At 31.6% G+C, this 19,650-nt stretch carries 23 protein-coding genes; 22 read left to right on the top strand and 1 reads right to left on the bottom strand.

Features of this window, described 5'->3' with window-relative positions; all coding sequences use genetic code 11:
• Window positions 1-83: 83 nt before the first annotated feature.
• The 22 genes from GQR94_RS14460 (at window position 84) to GQR94_RS14355 (ending at window position 18,952) form a co-directional block, all read left to right on the top strand.
• Complete coding sequence (locus GQR94_RS14460; protein ID WP_158976268.1) at window positions 84-1,415, top strand: DUF58 domain-containing protein; 1,332 nt, start codon at window positions 84-86, stop codon at window positions 1,413-1,415.
• Between the two features lie 144 nt (window positions 1,416-1,559).
• On the top strand, window positions 1,560-2,663 hold the full coding sequence (locus tag GQR94_RS14455) for a toxin-antitoxin system YwqK family antitoxin (RefSeq protein ID WP_158976266.1): 1,104 nt from the start codon (window positions 1,560-1,562) through the stop codon (window positions 2,661-2,663).
• 104 nt (window positions 2,664-2,767) lie between these two features.
• Window positions 2,768-3,661, top strand: a complete 894-nt coding sequence (locus tag GQR94_RS14450) for a hypothetical protein (RefSeq protein ID WP_158976264.1) — start codon at window positions 2,768-2,770, stop codon at window positions 3,659-3,661.
• 62 nt (window positions 3,662-3,723) lie between these two features.
• A complete protein-coding gene (locus GQR94_RS14445) occupies window positions 3,724-4,536 on the top strand; it encodes a hypothetical protein (protein ID WP_158976263.1) in 813 nt (270 codons plus the stop codon).
• Window positions 4,537-5,002: 466 nt separating this feature from the next.
• Window positions 5,003-6,094: an SH3 domain-containing protein gene (locus GQR94_RS14440; RefSeq protein ID WP_158976262.1), complete on the top strand. Its 1,092-nt coding sequence runs from the start codon at window positions 5,003-5,005 to the stop codon at window positions 6,092-6,094.
• A 182-nt stretch (window positions 6,095-6,276) separates the two neighbouring features.
• Window positions 6,277-6,711, top strand: coding sequence for a hypothetical protein (locus tag GQR94_RS14435; RefSeq protein ID WP_158976260.1), 435 nt, complete (start codon window positions 6,277-6,279; stop codon window positions 6,709-6,711).
• Between the two features lie 243 nt (window positions 6,712-6,954).
• Window positions 6,955-7,992, top strand: a complete 1,038-nt coding sequence (locus tag GQR94_RS14430) for a S9 family peptidase (RefSeq protein WP_158976258.1) — start codon at window positions 6,955-6,957, stop codon at window positions 7,990-7,992.
• A gap of 259 nt (window positions 7,993-8,251) precedes the next feature.
• Window positions 8,252-8,548, top strand: coding sequence for a DUF3781 domain-containing protein (locus GQR94_RS14425; protein ID WP_158976256.1), 297 nt, complete (start codon window positions 8,252-8,254; stop codon window positions 8,546-8,548).
• 99 nt (window positions 8,549-8,647) lie between these two features.
• On the top strand, window positions 8,648-9,532 hold the full coding sequence (locus GQR94_RS14420) for a hypothetical protein (protein WP_158976254.1): 885 nt from the start codon (window positions 8,648-8,650) through the stop codon (window positions 9,530-9,532).
• Between the two features lie 362 nt (window positions 9,533-9,894).
• Window positions 9,895-10,230, top strand: a complete 336-nt coding sequence (locus GQR94_RS14415; protein ID WP_370458256.1) for a n-acetylglutamate synthase — start codon at window positions 9,895-9,897, stop codon at window positions 10,228-10,230.
• Between the two features lie 284 nt (window positions 10,231-10,514).
• Window positions 10,515-10,832, top strand: coding sequence for a hypothetical protein (locus GQR94_RS14410; RefSeq protein ID WP_158976252.1), 318 nt, complete (start codon window positions 10,515-10,517; stop codon window positions 10,830-10,832).
• Between the two features lie 269 nt (window positions 10,833-11,101).
• Complete coding sequence (locus tag GQR94_RS14405) at window positions 11,102-11,395, top strand: hypothetical protein (RefSeq protein WP_158976250.1); 294 nt, start codon at window positions 11,102-11,104, stop codon at window positions 11,393-11,395.
• Window positions 11,388-11,795 carry a hypothetical protein gene (locus GQR94_RS14400; protein ID WP_158976248.1) on the top strand — a complete coding sequence of 136 codons (408 nt, stop codon included), beginning with the start codon at window positions 11,388-11,390 and terminating at the stop codon, window positions 11,793-11,795. Before GQR94_RS14405 ends, GQR94_RS14400 begins: the two co-directional genes overlap by 8 nt.
• 156 nt (window positions 11,796-11,951) lie before the next feature.
• Window positions 11,952-12,602, top strand: a complete 651-nt coding sequence (locus tag GQR94_RS14395) for a hypothetical protein (protein ID WP_158976246.1) — start codon at window positions 11,952-11,954, stop codon at window positions 12,600-12,602.
• 86 nt (window positions 12,603-12,688) lie between these two features.
• Window positions 12,689-14,509, top strand: coding sequence for a leucine-rich repeat domain-containing protein (locus GQR94_RS14390; RefSeq protein ID WP_158976244.1), 1,821 nt, complete (start codon window positions 12,689-12,691; stop codon window positions 14,507-14,509).
• 77 nt (window positions 14,510-14,586) lie between these two features.
• The gene (locus tag GQR94_RS14385; protein WP_158976242.1) at window positions 14,587-14,916 is read left to right on the top strand and encodes a hypothetical protein; all 330 of its coding nucleotides are present in this window, start codon (window positions 14,587-14,589) and stop codon (window positions 14,914-14,916) included.
• Between the two features lie 85 nt (window positions 14,917-15,001).
• Window positions 15,002-15,637, top strand: a complete 636-nt coding sequence (locus GQR94_RS14380) for a hypothetical protein (protein ID WP_158976240.1) — start codon at window positions 15,002-15,004, stop codon at window positions 15,635-15,637.
• Between the two features lie 31 nt (window positions 15,638-15,668).
• Complete coding sequence (locus GQR94_RS14375; protein WP_158976238.1) at window positions 15,669-15,833, top strand: nucleoside monophosphate kinase; 165 nt, start codon at window positions 15,669-15,671, stop codon at window positions 15,831-15,833.
• Window positions 15,834-16,059: 226 nt separating this feature from the next.
• Window positions 16,060-16,845: an SGNH/GDSL hydrolase family protein gene (locus GQR94_RS14370; protein WP_158976236.1), complete on the top strand. Its 786-nt coding sequence runs from the start codon at window positions 16,060-16,062 to the stop codon at window positions 16,843-16,845.
• A 121-nt stretch (window positions 16,846-16,966) separates the two neighbouring features.
• The gene (locus GQR94_RS14365; RefSeq protein ID WP_158976234.1) at window positions 16,967-17,326 is read left to right on the top strand and encodes a cupin domain-containing protein; all 360 of its coding nucleotides are present in this window, start codon (window positions 16,967-16,969) and stop codon (window positions 17,324-17,326) included.
• Window positions 17,327-17,651: 325 nt separating this feature from the next.
• Entirely contained in the window at window positions 17,652-18,065 is a 414-nt protein-coding gene (locus tag GQR94_RS14360) for a hypothetical protein (protein ID WP_158976232.1), read from the top strand.
• Window positions 18,066-18,139: 74 nt separating this feature from the next.
• Complete coding sequence (locus tag GQR94_RS14355) at window positions 18,140-18,952, top strand: VanW family protein (RefSeq protein ID WP_158976230.1); 813 nt, start codon at window positions 18,140-18,142, stop codon at window positions 18,950-18,952.
• 107 nt (window positions 18,953-19,059) lie between these two features.
• Here GQR94_RS14355 and GQR94_RS14350 read toward each other — a convergent pair whose 3' ends face one another.
• Window positions 19,060-19,452, bottom strand: coding sequence for a hypothetical protein (locus tag GQR94_RS14350; protein WP_158976228.1), 393 nt, complete (start codon window positions 19,450-19,452; stop codon window positions 19,060-19,062).
• Between the last annotated feature and the right edge of the window lie 198 nt (window positions 19,453-19,650).

Below are 19,650 nucleotides of genomic sequence, written 5' to 3'. Positions count from 1 at the left end.
TGGAAAATGTATAGAGAATTATCTGATTAAATAGGTTGAGTTTAAACCTTATCATACGAAAGAACAAAGCTAATTAAGCGCAAATGAATTTTTTAAAATCGTTTTACATACATAATTCCTTTTTTAGGTATATCGCGGTATTGGCTGCGCTGTTCATTGTATCGTATTGGATGAAATGGATTTATCCTATTGCTTGGATTACAACATTCTTACTGCTAGCTACATTTTTCTTAGATCTCTTTTTGTTGTACAGGACAAAAAATGGTATAGATGCTAGCCGAATAACACCTCAAAAATTATCCAATAGTGATCATAATACCATCACGCTATATTTCAGAAGTTTTTATCCCTTTAAACTTCTCATTTCAATTATTGATGAGCTCCCCGTTCAATTTCAAAAGCGTGATTTTGAATACACGACAACTCTTGTAAAAGGAGAAAAAAAACAATATGAGTATACCGTGCGCCCCGTGGATCGCGGAGAATATGTATTTGGAAATTTAAATATTTTTGTTTCTTCCAATCTTAAAATGGTAAAGCGCAGGTATATATTTCAAAAAGATGAAATGGTGCCTGTCTACCCAAGTATTATTCAAATGCAACAATATGATTTTCTTGCAATGAGTAATAACCTTACGGAGTTTGGACTTAAAAAAATCCGCAGAATTGGCCATACCCAAGAGTTTGAACAGATTAAAGATTATATCCCTGGAGACGATTTTAGAACTATAAACTGGAAAGCTACCGCGAAAAGAAGTCAGCTTATGGTAAACCAATACCAAGATGAAAAATCGCAGCCTATTTATTCCATTATAGATACTGGAAGAGTCATGAAAATGCCTTTCAATGAGCTTAAATTATTGGATTATGCTATAAATTCTACCTTAGCATTTTCTAATGTTGCTTTAAAAAAGAACGATAAGACAGGTATGATTTCTTTCTCTAAAAAGATTGAAATTTTTCTACCTGCTATACAAAAAATCACCTACCTAAATACGATCTTAGAGAAACTCTATAATATTACCACGGCGTATACAGATTCTGATTTTGGCTTGTTGTATGCACATATTAAAAGAAAAGTAAACCATAGGAGTCTCTTACTTTTATACACCAATTTTGAGCATATTTCTGCCATGCGCAGACAGCTTCCATTTTTGACGGCTATTGCCAAAAAACATGTCTTGGTGGTTATCTTTTTTGAGAATACAGAACTTAAAGAACTTATAGATACTAATGCTGAAGACATCCAAAGTATTTACCACAAAACTATTGCAGAAAAATTCTCTTTAGAAAAACGATTAATGCAAAAGGAGTTACAACAGTATGGCATACAAACCATACTAACAAAACCAGAACACTTAACCATTAATACCATTAATAAATATTTAGAAATTAAAGCTAGAGGTCTGTTATAGCCTCCATTCTTATTGCTACAAGGAACGATTATCTATTCATTAGAAGAGTTTAAAATCTACTTTATCGATAGAAAATAGTATTAAAATTGAGGATATTAATTATTTAGCTTTATTTTTAGAACTTACTAATGAATACCTACCACCATGAAAAACACCCTTTTAATCCTATTACTTTTAATTGCATCTACCCTACAAGCACAAGAGACGTATTTGATGTGGAACGATGTAGACACCCAAAGATTTGGAAAAGAAACTATTTTTAAAACAGATGACAAACCGCTAGAGGGCGCTTATAAAATTGCAGAAAATAGTGGTGCCTATACCCAAGCTACTTTTAAAAATGGTAAAATGATAGGTACTAAGAAAGATTTTGATTTCACTGGAAAATTAGAACAAGAAATTACCTTCAATGAAAATGGGCAAGCAGATGGCAAAAGCACTTCTTACTACTCCAATGGTAAAGTATATGAAGATTTTACGTATAAAAATGGCCTCAAAGAAGGTGAATGGAAAACATACACTAATAAAGGCATTCTTCAAAAAGTAGAATCTTATAGTAGTGATTTAAAGAATGGTAAATGGGTAGCACATCTTAAAGATGCAAGTATCGGAACAAAACTTGTAGAAACATCTTATTATAAAGATAATGAAGCTACGGGCAAATGGAATCAAAAAACAGAAGACGGCCGTTTAATCTGGGAAAAAAATTACTCCGATGCTAAAGATTATTCTAAAAAGGAATATTTCTCTAATGGGAAATTAAAATCAGAAGAACTTTACAAAGACAATAAATTAGATGGTATTTGTAAATATTACAGCTCTGCAGGAATCATCCTCAGCGAGAAAAAATATGAAGCTAGTTACTTAAAAAATCTAGTTAATTTTTATGCTAACGGTACCAAAAAAGAAGTGGCAGATTCTAAAGATGGACACCGTAATGGTCCTTACCAACTCTATTCTGAAGATGGAATACTTGTTCTTGAAGGACAGTTTACCATGGGCTACAAATCTGGTGAATGGAAAAGTTATGCAGATGATAAAATGCTAAAAGACATGTACACTTTTGAGGACAGTAGAAAAAAAGGTCCGGCTAAGACGTATAATGCTGCAGGTAAAGTTGAAAGTGAAGGTGAGTATCTAAACCATGAAAAAACCGGTCTATGGAAGTACTATAAGCTTAACGGAAAGGTTTCTAAAGAAACAGAATACAAAAATGGAAATGTTGTTTCCGAGAAAAAATACAATTAATACAAAAAAAGCAACCACTAAGTGAAACAATAAGAACACTTAGTGGTTTTTTTTTGCTTTAAAAATACTAAAGCAGGCGAATTGTAAGTTATCTGAAAACAGCTATGGAATATTTAGAAAAAATAGATTGGCCTTTTATTTGGAGTATCGTAAGAGATACCGTAATTCCACATTCGGGCACTTTAATTTTTAACACCCTCTTATTTCTATTCCTAGGCTTCGCTATTTCACTCACCTACGTGATCCTTATTGCCAAAAAAAAGCTCCTAAAAAGAAAACCTAAATATTATAATTGGGCCGTAAAATTATACATCCCTATTGTCATACTGTCTTTCTTATATATTTTTGGACAGATAGGTCTTATCCGTGGCATTTATAAATGCTTAGAAAAGGAGAAAACAAACATTGTTTCTGGAATCTACACCAACACCCTAGGATTTGCTTTTGAAACCGAAGAAGCTAAAAACAATTTCATCGGCAAAATACAAGCCACTGCCATAGATACCAAAGACCGGTCTGATGAGTTTATCTTTCAATTGAGAAAAGAAGCAAAAAATCACAACTCTGGCTATTCGCTCATAGATTCAGGAAAAAATAAAATAGCGGGTTATTTAATTACAAAATATGGCACAGATATTTATAAAGCGGGAGTGTATGCCATGCTTAATCTTGCCGTTGCAAAAGCTGCTCATACCAATTTAGATGATATGATCGCGTACGATGATTTTAGTGCAGGAATGGATTTTCTTATCTCTGTAGGTCATAAAGATATTGAAGTAGCTGTTTTAGAAAAATTAGATACTTGGTTTACTTCTTTGCTCAGTAATCAATATTGGGCTATGGTAAAGTCATTATGTATTTTGGCAGTTCTGGTGTTACTTTTTCCTATTGCTGAATTTTTTATTTACAAGAAGTGGATAGCCCCTAAACTCCTTGAAAAAGAACGTGTTGCAGCACAGGTAATTAATTCTAATATTGCAAGCACATCAGCAGAATAAATTATTGTCTATTTTCCATATTAACTAAAGAGTTAAGATGAGCTCTAATTTCAATAAAAAAAATGGCCATTGACCCTATCTATTCCGTCGCTTTTATTCTAGCTACCTCCATATTTACTATTCTTGTTGTAAAGAGACTCGGTTCCCAAAGTGGTTGTATTACCTATGGCTATATAGGCTTAATTTTATTTAGTATTAATATTTTTTTTATCTTCTCAGGGAGCATTTTCATAAGCACGGTTAAAGACACCTTTACTATATTAATATCTGGCGAAAATTATACAGCAACTGTTAGTAGTTACACCAGCGAAGAGGTTTATGATTCTGACTCGGATGAATATGAAACAATGTACACTCCAACAGTAAGCTTTCTTACCCAATACGGTCAGACTATTGAAAGAGAGCTAGAATTCTCCACAACAGATGTAAAACTTGGAGATACCTATAAAATTAATTACAATAAATTAAATGACAAGGTTATTACTTTAGGATTTACATTATTTATTAAACTTGCAGGAACTTTTATTTTCTGCTTTATTTTTACTTTTCTATTTGTTGGCGAATTACTTTATGCATTTAACAAAAACATGGATAAGTACTATTCAATGGTAAAAAAAGCTGGCTTCTATTTCTTTATTCCTTTTTTAATGATTGGTTTTGATGCGCTGCTCATTTATGGCCTTTTAAATGGAAATGAGGTTCCTATTTGGGTATCCCTAGTATTAGTATTTTTTATTGTTGTACTAACTTTAGCCATAGTAGGGTACTTAAAAACGACGTACGCAAAAGGGATTCCTGTTATGGAACAGGTAGCTCCCAATCGATGGGTTGGAGATTGGAAAGAAGAAGAAGAAGAAGAAGAAAATAACAGTTGACACATTAAGTGATTGTTAAAAAATGAAAGTAGCGCCCCATTCTTAAGAAAAGTCAAGGCCGCTTAATGGTTAGGTGATAAGCTAGCTTGTTTTCTACTATAGTTGTCATATATTTAAGATTCAAGCTTTATTTAAAAAAATTTCTAAATGAAATCAGTTGGTACGTACCCAAGTTTTGATTCAAAAAATGACAAAAAATATAATCTATATTTTGAAGTTCTATTAGACCAAAAAACTCTCTATATAAATACCAAAGGCGATAAATTTCTTCCCAAAAAATATAATTAAGCTAAGCTGTCCGAGTAAAAACACCAAGTGTATGTCTAACAAACTCATGGACTTGCTGTCTAATTCTCAATTAGTCTTATAATTATGTTATATTCAAACTATAAAACCAAACATACGAACTGAAATGTTAGCGGTACATCCACACGAACTTTTCAAATATTTAAATTATTTAGAATTAATGAAGTATCAAATATTAATACAGCATGCTATACTAAAGAAACTGTTCATTCTCTCCATATTATTTTTGTCATCCACTTCATTAAGAGCTGAGCATTTTTATGATTTCTATATTCAAGATTTAGATTTAAGTGAATATCCCTTTATAAAAATAGAAGGAGGAGTTTTAGAAATTGAAAGTGGAACACTAATAGCAGAAAGCGTTTCATTTCTAGAAAATGGAAAAAAAGTTAATATTGATGTAACCTTTGAACAACTTCAAAAGAATTTTCAAATTATAACGATAACTTATAAGACGTCTTTGGCTATAGATGCCATAAGAAAATTCCATTTAAGTTATGACTTAAATGGTTTCCATAACGGATCGCAAGGTCAGTTTTTTGAATATAACCCAAAAAAACATAAGTATATAAAAGAGATCGATGAATACGGGGAAGAATATGAAGAATACACGGATAGATTTAATTATATAAATAATATTTTATTAAACTATAAGAGAAATGGACTTGAAAAAATGTATGTCCTTGCATTAAATGGATTACTTGTTAGAGAAAAACCTGAAACCTCTTCAAAAGTTATAGGAAAACTTGATTTTGGTGCACTAGCAGAAGCTGGCATACAGCAATATGGGGAAGAAATTAAAGTAACTGAGAATGAAAACTTGAAATTACACCTAGAAGGAAAATTCAGGAAAATTAATTTCGAAGGAAGAGAAGGATATGTATTTGATGGTTATCTCACCACCTTTTCTTTCTTTAGATTAAAAGACAAACAAAGTTTTTGCTATACTATTTATGATAGTCAAGATCAAGAAGAAAATAATCAAGAGTATAGAATACGGCTAGATCAAGATGAATATGGTGAATTCTTATTGCTTAAATATACTTCAATAGAAAAGACATACCTTATAGCTCAAGCTATTTTCAAAGAATTAAATACTTTAAAAATCACAGAGCACCAAGAATATGGAGAAATTTACAATGGATGGAAACATTACAAGTTTGATGATGACAATTTTATGTTCAAACTTTTTAAATACAAAGGGTATTTTAATGAATTTGGTTACCAAAAAATCTACTTTGAGTGTTATTAATAAAAAATATTCAAAGTAAAAATTAGATAAAACTGCTTCCAACTCGGCAAATGAAAATAAGCAATATGGCTAAATGTGCGCCATTCAAGCAAATTAAAAAAAACACTGCATACGTAGTGCAAACGAAAAGTTAACTTACCCCCTAACTACTATTGACTAAAATAGGATCATAAATTTTAAAAATGAAGAAACTACTTATACTAATCCTTTTACAGACCCTTTTTTTTAGCTGTCGAAATAACAATCAATCTGCAAAACTAGAAATGGAAATTTTGATATTAAAGAAAAGTAATGATTCCCTGGAGAGCATTGTGAATGAAATTAAAGATAAATATGTTTTTGATAGTTTGACCATTAGACAGATACCTAATGCTACAAATACCAAAAAAATAAACTCAGTTTACAAAGAAGAATTTGTATTCGTTGGTTATAATACGAACGGAAAAACATCTGTAGTCATAGGAGATACGCTTATTTCAAAGAAAGGTGGATTTCTACATGAAGTGGAATTAACTCAAGATAGAACTTCATATATTGGAATTTTTAAAACGGAGAATGATTACGGAAAAACATTTGAAGCACATTTAGGTTCTAGTATTGAAGTAAAGAAAAACTAACGACCACAAAATCTATGCGTAATGCGGACTTTAGAGCTAAACAAAAAAGACGCTCTATATACATCAGGTCGCTAAATCATGGGATTAGCTTTGAACTAGAATACTTAAAACCAAAGTTTTACAACAAGTGAGCAGTCAGAAAAAAACCTTTCAAACCGCTTCCCTAGTCTTTACTATACCTTCAAAGACAAAGCAATGCAACATTTAAAAAACTGATCCGTCTTTATAGGAAATTAGAAATTCATGAGATTAATTCTTTCCCTTCTAGCAACTTTGGTCTGTATTTTTAAAACATCGGCTCAAAAAAAGTATTTTGAACATAAATTTGCCCATTTTACAATTGTAAAAAATAAGGATACCATTAACTATCATACTTACTCTAATGGAGATTCATCTTCAAAGAAAACTATTCTCCTGTACCTTCAAGGCTCTGGCAGTGACCCTTTTTACAGATCTTTTAAACATGTGGACACCACTAAATTTTCAAAAAACAAAGAATTAAAAGTTAAAAAGTATGTCGAGATTCACAGAACTCTACCCTTTAATTTAAGTACGCTTCCTAAAGATTATTTGTTAGTTGCCATATCTAAAAAAAATATTCCTTTTGAACTAGTGGGAAATGATTTTGAAGTTCCAAAATCATTCTACGAAAATGACAACCTAATGTATAGAGTATGGCAAGCTGATGAGGTAATCAATTACCTCGCAGATGGTATGGTAAAAAAACCACATAAAATTATCGTTTTAGGCCATTCTGAAGGTACGGAAGTGGCTGCTAAACTAGGAACTAGCAATGCTAACATTTCAAATATTGGCTATTTTTCAGGTGGTGGTAATGCACAGTATTATGATTTTATACTTGATGTTAGAAAAACGGTGCAACGGGGAGAAATGACCGAGGAGGAATCAATTTTAGAAATCGAAAAGGTGTTCAAGGAAGTCAAGGATATATACCAGCATCCGAATAGTTTAACAAAGAAGTGGCTTGGACATCCCTATAAAAAATGGAGTTCATCTGTAGCGCCTGCAATACATAATTTACTAAAAATTAATATTCCCATTTATGTTGCGCACGGAGCAAAAGACAAGGCTGTTCCCATAGAATCTGCATATTTAATACCCATTGAATTCATTCGAAATAAAAAAAATAATCTAACTTTTAAAGTATACCCTAATTTAGACCATTCGTATTCTATACTTCCACAATCTGAAAAAGAAGAATATATAGAGAAATGGGATGATGTGCTGACAGATTTTTTACAATGGTGTGAAAAAAATTGAAGAAAATAGTCATGATCTACTAGTATCAAAACAATCCAATCAACCTATTAAACTATTTAAAACCTCTGCATCTCAATCATATGACTTGGTTCTAATAAGGGTTGGCTGTTCAATATTTCTTTTTAATAAAAAATTTACTATGCGCTCAGGTACTAAAATTTACCTTGTATACCCAAATCGAAAATAATATCTTGGCTACCTCAACTTCATAACCTCAACATAACAAAAACAAATAGAGCAAACCTTTAAGGCCAACAATTTGAAAAAAGAAATCTTAGAAAACATCTGTTATACAAAGCTTGTTTATGGAAGAATTAATAAGAAGCTGAATATAGAACTTTCGATAGACAAAATTGAACAGCTTATTTTAACAATTATCTCAGAAACAGAAGAATCTGAATTTAAGAAAAAAGGTAAGAATATTTATATCACAAACCACAAAAGAAATATGAGACTTACTATTAATTCTTATACCCATAGAATTATCACCGCAGATAAATTGGATAAAAAAGTGCCGATTGGATTCTCTAAAATTGATAGCACTGCCCTTCACTAATGAAGCCGCTTTCTTTGTCTAGCTATAGGCTTATATTATTTCAAATAACTCTATACTAAAGTGCATCATTTTACGCTAGTATAACCAAACAATAACAACATGGAAAAAGTAATCAAGCATTTAGTCGACTATTTTGAAAATACGTCTGAAGCTGTACAACAAATCTTGTTTGTACCGGAAGCAAAACATCCTATTTGGGAGGACTATTTAACAATTATAGAAAAAGCAACCCAGCAAATTGCAACACCGCTAGGGCTACTTCCTAATGAACATATTGTAGCTTTTATTGGAGTACATGCCAAAACCCGTATTACAGGAAAGAGAGATAGCATAGGTTTTTTGATAACCAACTATAGAGTTTTATCACAAACGGATATGCCGGGTTTACTAAAAGCGGAAAAAGCAGATATCAATGTATTTACTCAGACTAATGTACCTGAAGAAATAAATAACAGTGTATGGGAAAATTTTGTAATCAAAAATAAGTTATCTGTACCGCAAGAACAATTAACCGCAATGCAAGATGCGCTGAAAGATATTTTGAGCATAGCCTTACCTCAACTACAAAAACTAAATTACCTTCCAGAAAAGATTATAAAAACCTCTAATATCCAAGATAGGATTAAAGAATTAGGACTAGAAGATGTTTTAGTAAGTTATATGAAAAATGAAAAGAAAATGAAGAAATTTTCAGAAAAGTATACTGTTGCTACTATAAAATTTGGAATGGTTGATAAACCCTTATTCGGGGGTGTTTATGGTTTGGTTCTTACTCCAGAAGGTATTACAAGCCGCGAAGTAATGGAAGATAGCGTTTCCAGTAGCTGGGAGGCTATTAGAAGTGATTTGGCTGCTGTTTCTGAAAAAAAAGATGTCATTAGTGCAGGAAAAGAAAGCCATATAATTCCCCCATATTATGCTGAATTTGTAGCACCCTTGATTACTTTAATTAATGAAATTGCTAATGGAGATGTTTTAATATAAAAAATTGCATCTTGTTTTATGAAAGTAGTGATTGATAAAAACAGATTCAGAATAAGAATAATTCCTAAGTAAATGCTAAAAAAAGCCAGCATCACTTTTAAAATTATTCTTTTATTCTTAAGGTGTAATGGATTTGCTTAATACCCAAACAAAAGCGTTGGCCAAAAAATAGATAGCTTGTTTTCGGAGTAGCATTTAAAGACACTTGGGGTTGCAGTAGCTGTTATAAAAAAAGGTGTTTTTAGAAATAATTACATTGCCTCGAATGGAGAAAGTAGAAATGATGTGTACTTCAGTAGTAGAAGCGATGAACGCCCATTATTAAAACAAAAACAGTTTAAAGAGTTCCTTTAATTTTGATTATGGATTACAATAACAAAAAATTTAGACCCATTAAAAACTCCGCAAACGGAGAAACAACAGAAGACACCGTTTTTCATTATAAACAAAACGGAACTATTTTAACTTCTGAATATCATGGTGCGAAAATTCTAAAAGGGCACTTAATAGGCTTGGTCGGTAAAGATGGAACGATTGAAATGCGTTATCATCAGGTTAATAAAAAAGGGGAGTTAATGACCGGAATTTGTTTCTCTAAACCTGAAATAACTACAAATGGAAAAATAAGACTTCATGAATCTTGGGAATGGACATCCGGAGATATGTCCAAAGGAAAATCTATCTTAGAAGAATTGTAAAAAACACAATCAAAAAAAATTAGCCTATTGCCTCCACTATAAACCCCCTACCTCCTTTGAATACATTCATCAAGATATGCTACGTACTAATCAGCCTTATTTTTATTAGTGGCGTTATAGTATCATTTTACGAGTATAGTTATTCAGGATATTATACCCCTAAAATTATTGCCTGGATTTGGTTATGCTTTACAAGCTTGATACTATTAAAGTATTGGAAAAGAAAACCTATTAAAATTTATTTCTTCACATTATTAGCTTTACTTATATTAAGTGTGTTACCCATGGCTATTCCATTTTTCGGAATTGTACATTATTTTTCAACGCTCAATGATTATCAACAGTTAAATTTAAACGATACCTATAGAATTGAAAGAACAAAACATCAAGTACTGTCTGCACAACGAGTTTATATCTATGAAAAATCGGGTATTTTAAAGAAAAATATAGCTAGACCTACATATTCAAGTATTCTAGAAAAGATAGGCATAAATAACAGTCTAGATGATTTTAGAAAAATGCCTATTCAGGATGCTACGCTAATAATTGTAAATAAGGATAGTATTGGAATTCTATACAAAATAGCCGACGAAAAAAAATAATTTATCACAAACGTACTATTATAGAGGGTTTTTAAGCTCATCCAAGGGGGCTATAAACACTTCGTTTACTACAACTATAGAATGCTAATAATGCAAACTCCTTCTAGTTTGTAATTAGCCATGGGTAAAATAGTGAACTTATAAATGCTATTAGGTACTAAACGACCCTACATATACGTTCTATTTTCTCAATATCCTTTTATAACCAAAAAAACTCATTTTTTTTAGATCACTCTGAATAAAAAATGATTCTTACAAAATTATTTATAATGAAAAAAATAAATGCATTAGCTTATTTAGGACTCGCACTAAATTCTTTAATCTTAGCCTATACTGGATTTTCAGAAGAGTACAACATGCTTTTTATACCTACATTAATAGCCTTCCTTTTTTGTATTCTAGGTATTGTTTTAATGATTCTAGACAAAACGAAAGTAGGCAGTATCATTTTTTATATTGGAAGTATTTTATTTATTCCACTAGGGATGGTAGGAATAATGGGCATAAAAAAAACAGTCAACGACTTAGAAGAAACGAAATTTAATAAAGAAAACTATGGATAAAACAATTGAAGAAATAGGCTTAAGCTGGAAAGCTAGAAACAAACCCTTTATGTTAGCAGGAATTTTCCTTGTTGGAACATTGGTGTTATCTGCTATGACAAAAGCACTAGTGCTAATGCCATTGGTATTTGGAGTACTTTTTTTGTTCATTGGTTTCTTAAACATGAATATAAAAGCATTTCTGTTTCATGAAAAACATTTTGTTTTTCAGGCTGGTTTTATGAATAAAAAATTGGTTTTGTACAAGGATCTAGAAGGATATGATATTGAGAATCGAAAAATAATTATCCATTATAGAGAAGTGGGTAAGTTAAAGTCTATTAAGTTCTTAAAAGAAATCATTGCCGATGAAGATATTGCTGTCTTAGAAAGAAAACTAGACCTTTTAAAGATAAAATAACTAAAGCAAAAATTGTATTTGCTGAAACTGTTATTATACGCCGAGCATCAGTATATTTTAAAAATATAGGTGGAGTATTTTAAAATTTTAATGATACCTCTTAATTTTCCTTTACTCCTCTTTAGCAACTCCTCTCCTTCATAAGGATTGTTTATTATGAAATATAATCAAGTAAAAATTAATCCTAAACAGAATAATGAAAAGAGTAATTTGATTCTCTTTGCGTTTGTAATTTTTATTTCCTTTGGATTGTATAAAACGTATACAAATGAAGTTTCGCTACTAGAAAACAAAAGCATTACGCGAGGCAAGCTTACCAAAGTATCCTATGGTGAAAGTGGCACCTTTGACTATCGGTTTTATGTTAACGGCATATTATATGAAGCCCGTGATCCGGATGATGCTGGATGGCCCGATTATGTTAGAACTGCAAATCCTATAATTAATGGTTTTTACAATGTAGCTTATGACCGTAAGAATCCTTATAATTCTAAAATAATAATTGATGGATTTCCAAAACATGAATCTGAACTTTTAGCATACGCAGCCACTATAGAGGCTAAAGTAACTAAGGCTTTTTCTAGCTCTGAGGGCTATGCCGACTTATATATTAAGTATACCTATCAGTATCAGGAGTTTTCATTTAGAACTAGGCTTCATAAAGACAGCCTTCCTTGTGGTCGTTTAGAAGCTTGTATACCCCTTGTTGTTGCCAAACAATACCCAGAAATAAGCAATTTATATATTGGGAGTTATGACCGTCGTGCCATGAGAAAAGCCAAATTAAACAAAAGGAATCAATACTAAAAGCAAACAAACGCCTCCGTTTAATTCTCCCTTTTTCTATATTTACTAAATAGCATCAATTTACGTGTTCATCATAAAAATAATACATGCCTAAAATACTTGGTTTCATAGCTCTTTTCTTAATTTTCATACCAAATACATCAGCCCAAAAAAACGGTACTTCATTAGAAGAAGCGCTACAAACTCCGGAACGTATTGAATACTTAGATTTATCCTCTAAGAACCTAAAGGAATTACCTAGCAGCATTGGAAAATTAATATACCTTAAAACGCTAGACATAAGCAACAATCAGTTGACTAAACTGCCTGAGGAAATAGGAGATTTAAAACATCTTGAAAAACTAGTTGTAAATCAAAATAAACTGACCGAAATACCAGAATCCATTTTTAATTTAAAAGTTTTAAAGGATCTTAGATTAAACAAAAATCAACTTTCTACGCTTCCTAAGAAAATAGGAAAGCTCTCCATGCTTGAAAATTTAGCTTTGAGAGATAATCAAATTACAGCGCTTCCTACATCTTTTTACAACCTACTCAACTTAGAAAAATTAGACCTAACAGCAAATAAAATTACCCAAATCTCTAAAGACATAGAGAAACTAAGCGCCCTGAAAGTCTTACAATTGCAATTAAATCCGTTAAAAGAATTACCGGAAGAATTAGGCAACTTAGCCTTTTTAGAAACACTTTGGCTAAATAAAACGGAGCTTTCTGTTCTGCCAGCTTCAATAGGTAAATTATCTAATTTAAAAGATTTAAGTGCAGGTTATAATCATTTAAAAAGTGTTCCTGCGTCTATAACAGCACTCCAAAACTTAGAAGCATTAAGCTTAGATAAAAATCTGATTGCGAGCTTGCCTTCCGATATTGGTTCGATGACAAAACTCAAGCGTTTGAATTTAAATACAAATAAACTTACTAGCATACCTCCCTCTTTAGGTGATTTGAAGCTTAGCAGTCTATATATTAAAGAAAACCTTATTAATGAACTTCCTGAAGCTGTTATTGCTATGGGATGTTTTGATGTTGAAAAAGACGCTCAAGTGTATTACCCATCAAGAGCAGAATTAATGGTAAAAGACAGAGAACGAATAAAAGCTAGAAGAAAAAAAAGAGAAGCAGAGCGCAGTGTAGAAGAAAAAGAGCGTTTTGCTGAACTAGAAAAAATACGATTAGAAAAATTAAAAGAGGCCAAGAAGTTTCGTTTATACCATGATGTTTTAACAGATGCTCTACGTATAAAAGCATTTGAATTAAGCCAATTAGCGCCCTTTTCTTCAAATAAAAAATATACAGAAGTAGTCACTAGTTTAGACACTAGTATTGATAGGTATAACGTTTCTGAATACCTTACGCAAATAAATTACTTGATGTATCTCTCTGAAATTCCAACTGATTTTAAATCCAAACATACGCTCTCGGATACAGAAATTATAAACTTCAAGAACATAAGCCACCTTGCTGCTCATGCTTTGGCAGATGCTTATCTATCTGCTAAAAACTACCCAAAAGCCATTGAATATTTTAATTTAGCTTTGGTTGATTATTCCTATCAATCTTATAGTGGCACAACAGTCAACAAAGACCGTTTGAGAATTAGAAGAGATCTTGCAGAAGCATCTTATTTGTTAGAAAATAAAAATGAAGCTTACATCTATTTATTGGCTAATATTATCAATAGGGCAGATTTTAGTGATCATGAGAGGCTCTTAATAAAATATTTAGAACATGAAGATATAGCCCAATTTAAAAGAGATGTTGCAGCTGCTTCACATACTATACAAATAAATGCAGATGGATCTTATAACATAATTTTTAGGGGTAATACGTATACATTTTTTGATGGCCCCTATAAAAGTTCGGTAGCCGACATGAAAATAACATTAGCATCTATTTCGTTAGAATAACTAAAATGGTCTGATTTATTACTAACTATTAAACTCTTTGTATACTATTACATAAAATGGAAATGCTAAAAAAAATAATGCTAAGATTTGTAATCATTGCATCACCCTTAGTGATACTCTATTCCTATTTTCAAATGGAGTCCAAAGCAAACAGCACTAAAGAACACCCAACAGATGTAGGTTTAGGCATTGCCATTATGTTATTTTTTATCCTCGTCGTTTTAGCTATTGGTTTTAGTATTGATTTAATTAAAAGATGCTCTAAAAAACAGTATAAAGTTGCCTTTATAGACCTCTCTTTTCTATCACTATTGGTACTTCCTATTTTATACATAAATTGCCAAATGGGAGGTTGTTGTGATAATTTTTGTAATGAGTATATTAATTTTATAAGAAAGGTATTTTAATCTAAAGCCTAGAACATTCCAAAAAAATTCTGAGATAAACTTATCATCCTAGAACAACGATTTAAGAATTTATAAGAAATATAGAATGACATATTTTAAATTTTTTTTAGTAGTACTGTTCTTTTCCACGAACCTATGTACTGCACAAACCGAAAATAAAAGTATTCAGGGAACTCAATTTCAATTTGAGATTACCTCTACAGATGCAGGAACACAGACTGAAATGCTAATCATATTTAAGAATGGTGAAAAACTATTATCCCATATTCTTTCAGATTTTGATGGGGATTGCAGTAGTGAGAACATTGAACTAGGCACTTATAGCATAAAAGAAAATAACATCATTTTCTATTCCTATTGGGCAAGTGCAGATCGTATGGAAAAAAACATCTACCCTTATGGATTTAGGAAGGAAGTTTATACGGTCAATAACAAAGGAGAATTCCATATAAAAACAACAAAACTTTATATAGAAAGCTATATTGATGATTGGACTGAGCATCAGGGCATGAAGTATTTAAATTCGGCTCCCAAATTGGGAAGTGAAATTATTTTAATGAATGATTATATTTCTAAATCCGAAAAAATGTACCATAGTCATTTTGTCCTAGGTAATGAAAAACAAAAACTAGAACAGGAAGTACGAGATGTGTTGAAAACCAAAATAAAAGAAAACACAGGGTACTGGAAAGAAGTGTATGGTGAAAATCGGAAGCAATAAAACAACAGGAGTAATCATAAAAAATAAAAATATGACTATAATTATTTTTGGACCTCCTTTTACTAGAAAAGGCACGCAAAGTAAAAGAATGCTTAATGATTTTAATTTAACTCACCTTTCTACGGGTGCTGTATTAAGAGCAGAGAAAGTTACAAAAACAGCTTTAGGAGTAGATGCTTCTGCATTTAGTAATTAAAAAAAGTCAACCCTATTATGTACTCATAGTACTAATTCTTTTATTCATAATTTAGGGTATTTTAATTATTGGAGGTTTTGTATTAGGACTCCTAACACATAAAATAGTCAACTCATAACGTAAAAAAGAATATTGAAACACTTTAATCTTATACTAAACGACTTAAAAAGAAAATAGTACTTCTCTTAAAACGCCAATCCTTACAGTATCATCATAATTAAAAGACATGAATCTAAAATATATTTTAGGAGCAATCATCAGCATTCCGCTTTTACCCCTACTCTATTTTCAAGGAAAAAAAATAAAGAAAAATGTCCCTAGGCTACCAGAGGCAAAAGGACCAATAGGCATTACTTCTGTGGCCACTAAGAAAGTTCTCCGTATGCTCACCATAGGAGAAAGCACTATTGCTGGTGTAGGTGTCGCTACACACCAAGAAGGCTTCACAGGTAGTTTAGCGTGTGAATTAGCCATAGCGTTAAATACAAATATTGATTGGAAGGTTTATGCCAAAAGTGGCTACACGGCAAAGCGAGTTTGTGACAAAATTATAGGTTCCATTACGGAAGAATCGGTTGATTTTATTGTGATTGGACTTGGAGGAAATGATGCTTTTGAATTAAACTCTCCTAAAAAATGGAATAGAGATATTCGTGCGCTGATAAAAAGTATTCAATTAAAATTTAAAGGAGTTCCTATTATATTTACAAATATGCCGCCTATCAAAGAATTCCCCGCGTTTACATCTTTAATAAAGTTTACCATTGGTAATCTCGTTACGATTCTAGGAAACGAATTAGAAGAAATTGTAAAAGATTATGAGGGTGTTTACTTTTATACGCGCCAAGTAAGTTCTATAGATCTTATTAAACGTTACAAGCTTAAAATAAATCCGTCTGATTTTTTTAGTGATGGAGTGCATCCCTCAAAAACTACCTATCAAATTTGGGCGAAAGATATTTCCAATTTTATAACGCAATCTCCCGAAATAAAAAAGGCTGTAACGCGATAAAACATCGTAGATGATTTCAACCAATTGCTTTTAATTTTAATTTTCAAAGAAAACCACAAGCTCCTATAAAAAATAACTGTTACTTTTATTTTTTAAGATTGTAGAAAAATTTAGAAATCAAATGAATATAAAAGAACAATTAAAAGGGGTTGAAGATTTCTTTTCTCCAAAAATAGTAGCAGAAGTTAACGATCAATATGTAAAAATTGCCAAGATTAAAGGAGAGGATATTCCTTGGCATAATCATGAAAATGAAGATGAACTATTTTTTATTATTTCTGGAGAACTTTTAATGGAGGTTGAAAATGAACCGAATAAAATCATGAAAACGGGAGATTTATTTGTGGTACCCAAAGGTATTAACCATAGAGTTTCGTCTAAAGAAGAATGTTCAATACTGTTAATAGAAACTAAAACTACGAAACATACTGGAGAAGTTAAATCTAAGGTCACTAAATCAATCCAAGAACAGTCCTACTAATTTTGGTCCCTATTCTTAAAACAGATCATTGTTAACCCTACTGCATAACTTTATAAAAGCATAAGATAAATTTAATCTGTTATTAGCATCAAAATAAACTAACAAACTAAAACTAGACAACATGCCTGTTTTTTGCGCGTTCCAGTTGTATTGCGCAGTAAGAAAAGCATATGTCTTAAGGTTTTATTTTAAAAAAACGTATGCTACTTTTGAAAATCAAGACCGTAGTGCTACACTCAAAGATAATGCTTGTTATGCATTATCACTTAAGCACTAAAAGGAAGAGTACTTTTTAATAATGATCTGAAAAATAAACCGAAAAATTTTGATTGAAGAAAAAGATTTTATCCTACGGGAAGTACAACGATTAACAGAGCTGCTTAAAAATCTTATCCGGAAGGTTAATGATTTTGAAGCTGAAAACGAGCAGCATTCCTTGGAGGATATTAATACCGCATTGAAAAGTGAATTTAATCTTTCTATACCAGAAATTTCAGAAATAGGGACAGATGATTTCCTTATCCTAATTCAAAATATGAACGAAGATCATCTTGACAAAATAATAACATTAGTATTTAATCTTATTAAAAAGAATAGACAATACAATGGAAATTTACACCTGAATGAATCTGAGTTAATCAAAAAAAATATACTGATGATAACTTTATTAGACCAAAAATCTAAAACATTCTCCATGGAAAGAATGCAAATAAAAAAAACGCTACAACAGTGGGCATAGTTCAGCGCGCATAAACAGTATCTTTATAAGACCTTCAAATATTTGGATTGGTTTTGAAACTTAAATACACAAGCTTGAACGAAATAAAAAAACCGAAACAACGTGGGCCATTAAGACAACTTTTAGGAAAAGAATATTTTATCTTTAAGCGGAGGTATCATTGGATTTTTACCGATCGTAAATACGCGAACACTACCAACAAAACAGGCTTTAAGCATTCTGTATTTAAACATAGATCTCTTGTTCTAAGACCTCTTAAAGATGTGGATATGTACCTTCAGGAGAACAAAAGAACAAACCTTATTATTGCTATAAAACATTTACATGAGATAGAGATAAAACCCAATGAATATTTCTCTCTCTGGAAACTTGTAGGCCGCCCCACCAAGAGAAAAGGATATTTAGAAGGCTTGGTTTTAAAAAGCGGAACCATAGCTCATGATATTGGGGGTGGACTCTGTCAACTAGGAAATCTCCTTTTTTGGGTTTTTGCACATAGCCCTCTTACAATTATAGAGCGATACAGACATGGATTTGATGTTTTCCCAGATGTGAATAGAAAAGTACCCTTTGGTGCGGGTGCAACACTCTCCTATAATTATATTGACCTGCAGATAAAAAATGAAACAAAAAATAGTTTCATAATTAAACTCTGGTTGGATGAAACACATTTAAATGGCGAGCTGTTCTCAAACAATGTAATTAAAGAATCGTATAAAATTGAGGAGCGCAATCATCAAATTAAACAGCAATATTGGGGAGGTTACTCTAGGCACAACCAAATATTCAAAATAATAAACACTGGTGAAGCGGAAACCGAATCAATGATTGTAGAAAACCATGCTATTATGATGTACAATCCGTTTCTTCAAAATAAAAAAGAATAGTGGCAAGTCCATAATTCCTTTATAAAAGTACCTCTTTCCTATGGTCTGATAACATGCAATTGCAATGTAAAACAGAATAAGGGAAGAAAATAATGTTATGACAACCGTTAATCTAAATCGCTCTTAGCCTGGGTTACATGATGAAATGAAGGAGGAGTTTCGGTCATACTACCGACACCTTTTCTATTTATTTTGAATATAATATCCTTTGTTGTAGTGAATAACAGCACCGATAAAAAAGACTTCCTAAGGTGTGGTTTTAAGACCACTAAAGCCTCTTCTAAGGTCAGCATTTCTTCCTGATCCTCAGTTTCTCTAGACCTGTAGCGGTATTTAAGTAAGACTTTAAAGCCTTTATCAGAATAGACAGGTCTTAAAAATATATTTTTTAAATCAGGCTTTCCTATGGTCTTTGCCATAGTTAACTTAGCAAAGCGGCCTTCTTGAACACTTTCTTTTACTTGTTCCCAGAAAAGAACAAACATATCTTGATACGGCATAAACTAAGGATTATTGATGAAGTTTTTTTTGAAATTCAAAAATACTACTAATAATTCAATTCAAAAATCTGAATCTCCCTTAATAAAGCAATTTATGAGATAACCCGTACTAAATATGGTTTTAATCTGGTATCCTTTTTACAATATTGCTTCATCTATAAATTAAAACCGCACAGCAGATATATGATCGTTTACCTA

Source organism: Cellulophaga sp. L1A9 (assembly GCF_009797025.1).
Classification (GTDB): domain Bacteria; phylum Bacteroidota; class Bacteroidia; order Flavobacteriales; family Flavobacteriaceae; genus Cellulophaga.
Note: the sequence above shows the minus strand (reverse complement) of the source record. Positions and strands in the feature narration are given on the sequence as shown.

What these genes read in the sequence shown, in the direction of transcription:
- GQR94_RS14460 (WP_158976268.1), top strand. Translation starts at nt 84, where the DNA reads ATGAATTTTTTAAAATCGTTTTACATACATAATTCCTTTTTTAGGTAT.
- GQR94_RS14455 (WP_158976266.1), top strand. Translation starts at nt 1,560, where the DNA reads ATGAAAAACACCCTTTTAATCCTATTACTTTTAATTGCATCTACCCTA.
- GQR94_RS14450 (WP_158976264.1), top strand. Translation starts at nt 2,768, where the DNA reads ATGGAATATTTAGAAAAAATAGATTGGCCTTTTATTTGGAGTATCGTA.
- GQR94_RS14445 (WP_158976263.1), top strand. Translation starts at nt 3,724, where the DNA reads ATGGCCATTGACCCTATCTATTCCGTCGCTTTTATTCTAGCTACCTCC.
- GQR94_RS14440 (WP_158976262.1), top strand. Translation starts at nt 5,003, where the DNA reads ATGAAGTATCAAATATTAATACAGCATGCTATACTAAAGAAACTGTTC.
- GQR94_RS14435 (WP_158976260.1), top strand. Translation starts at nt 6,277, where the DNA reads ATGAAGAAACTACTTATACTAATCCTTTTACAGACCCTTTTTTTTAGC.
- GQR94_RS14430 (WP_158976258.1), top strand. Translation starts at nt 6,955, where the DNA reads ATGAGATTAATTCTTTCCCTTCTAGCAACTTTGGTCTGTATTTTTAAA.
- GQR94_RS14420 (WP_158976254.1), top strand. Translation starts at nt 8,648, where the DNA reads ATGGAAAAAGTAATCAAGCATTTAGTCGACTATTTTGAAAATACGTCT.
- GQR94_RS14415 (WP_370458256.1), top strand. Translation starts at nt 9,895, where the DNA reads ATGGATTACAATAACAAAAAATTTAGACCCATTAAAAACTCCGCAAAC.
- GQR94_RS14410 (WP_158976252.1), top strand. Translation starts at nt 10,515, where the DNA reads ATGGCTATTCCATTTTTCGGAATTGTACATTATTTTTCAACGCTCAAT.
- GQR94_RS14405 (WP_158976250.1), top strand. Translation starts at nt 11,102, where the DNA reads ATGAAAAAAATAAATGCATTAGCTTATTTAGGACTCGCACTAAATTCT.
- GQR94_RS14400 (WP_158976248.1), top strand. Translation starts at nt 11,388, where the DNA reads ATGGATAAAACAATTGAAGAAATAGGCTTAAGCTGGAAAGCTAGAAAC.
- GQR94_RS14395 (WP_158976246.1), top strand. Translation starts at nt 11,952, where the DNA reads ATGAAATATAATCAAGTAAAAATTAATCCTAAACAGAATAATGAAAAG.
- GQR94_RS14390 (WP_158976244.1), top strand. Translation starts at nt 12,689, where the DNA reads ATGCCTAAAATACTTGGTTTCATAGCTCTTTTCTTAATTTTCATACCA.
- GQR94_RS14385 (WP_158976242.1), top strand. Translation starts at nt 14,587, where the DNA reads ATGCTAAGATTTGTAATCATTGCATCACCCTTAGTGATACTCTATTCC.
- GQR94_RS14380 (WP_158976240.1), top strand. Translation starts at nt 15,002, where the DNA reads ATGACATATTTTAAATTTTTTTTAGTAGTACTGTTCTTTTCCACGAAC.
- GQR94_RS14375 (WP_158976238.1), top strand. Translation starts at nt 15,669, where the DNA reads ATGACTATAATTATTTTTGGACCTCCTTTTACTAGAAAAGGCACGCAA.
- GQR94_RS14370 (WP_158976236.1), top strand. Translation starts at nt 16,060, where the DNA reads ATGAATCTAAAATATATTTTAGGAGCAATCATCAGCATTCCGCTTTTA.
- GQR94_RS14365 (WP_158976234.1), top strand. Translation starts at nt 16,967, where the DNA reads ATGAATATAAAAGAACAATTAAAAGGGGTTGAAGATTTCTTTTCTCCA.
- GQR94_RS14350 (WP_158976228.1), bottom strand. Translation starts at nt 19,452, where the DNA reads ATGCCGTATCAAGATATGTTTGTTCTTTTCTGGGAACAAGTAAAAGAA.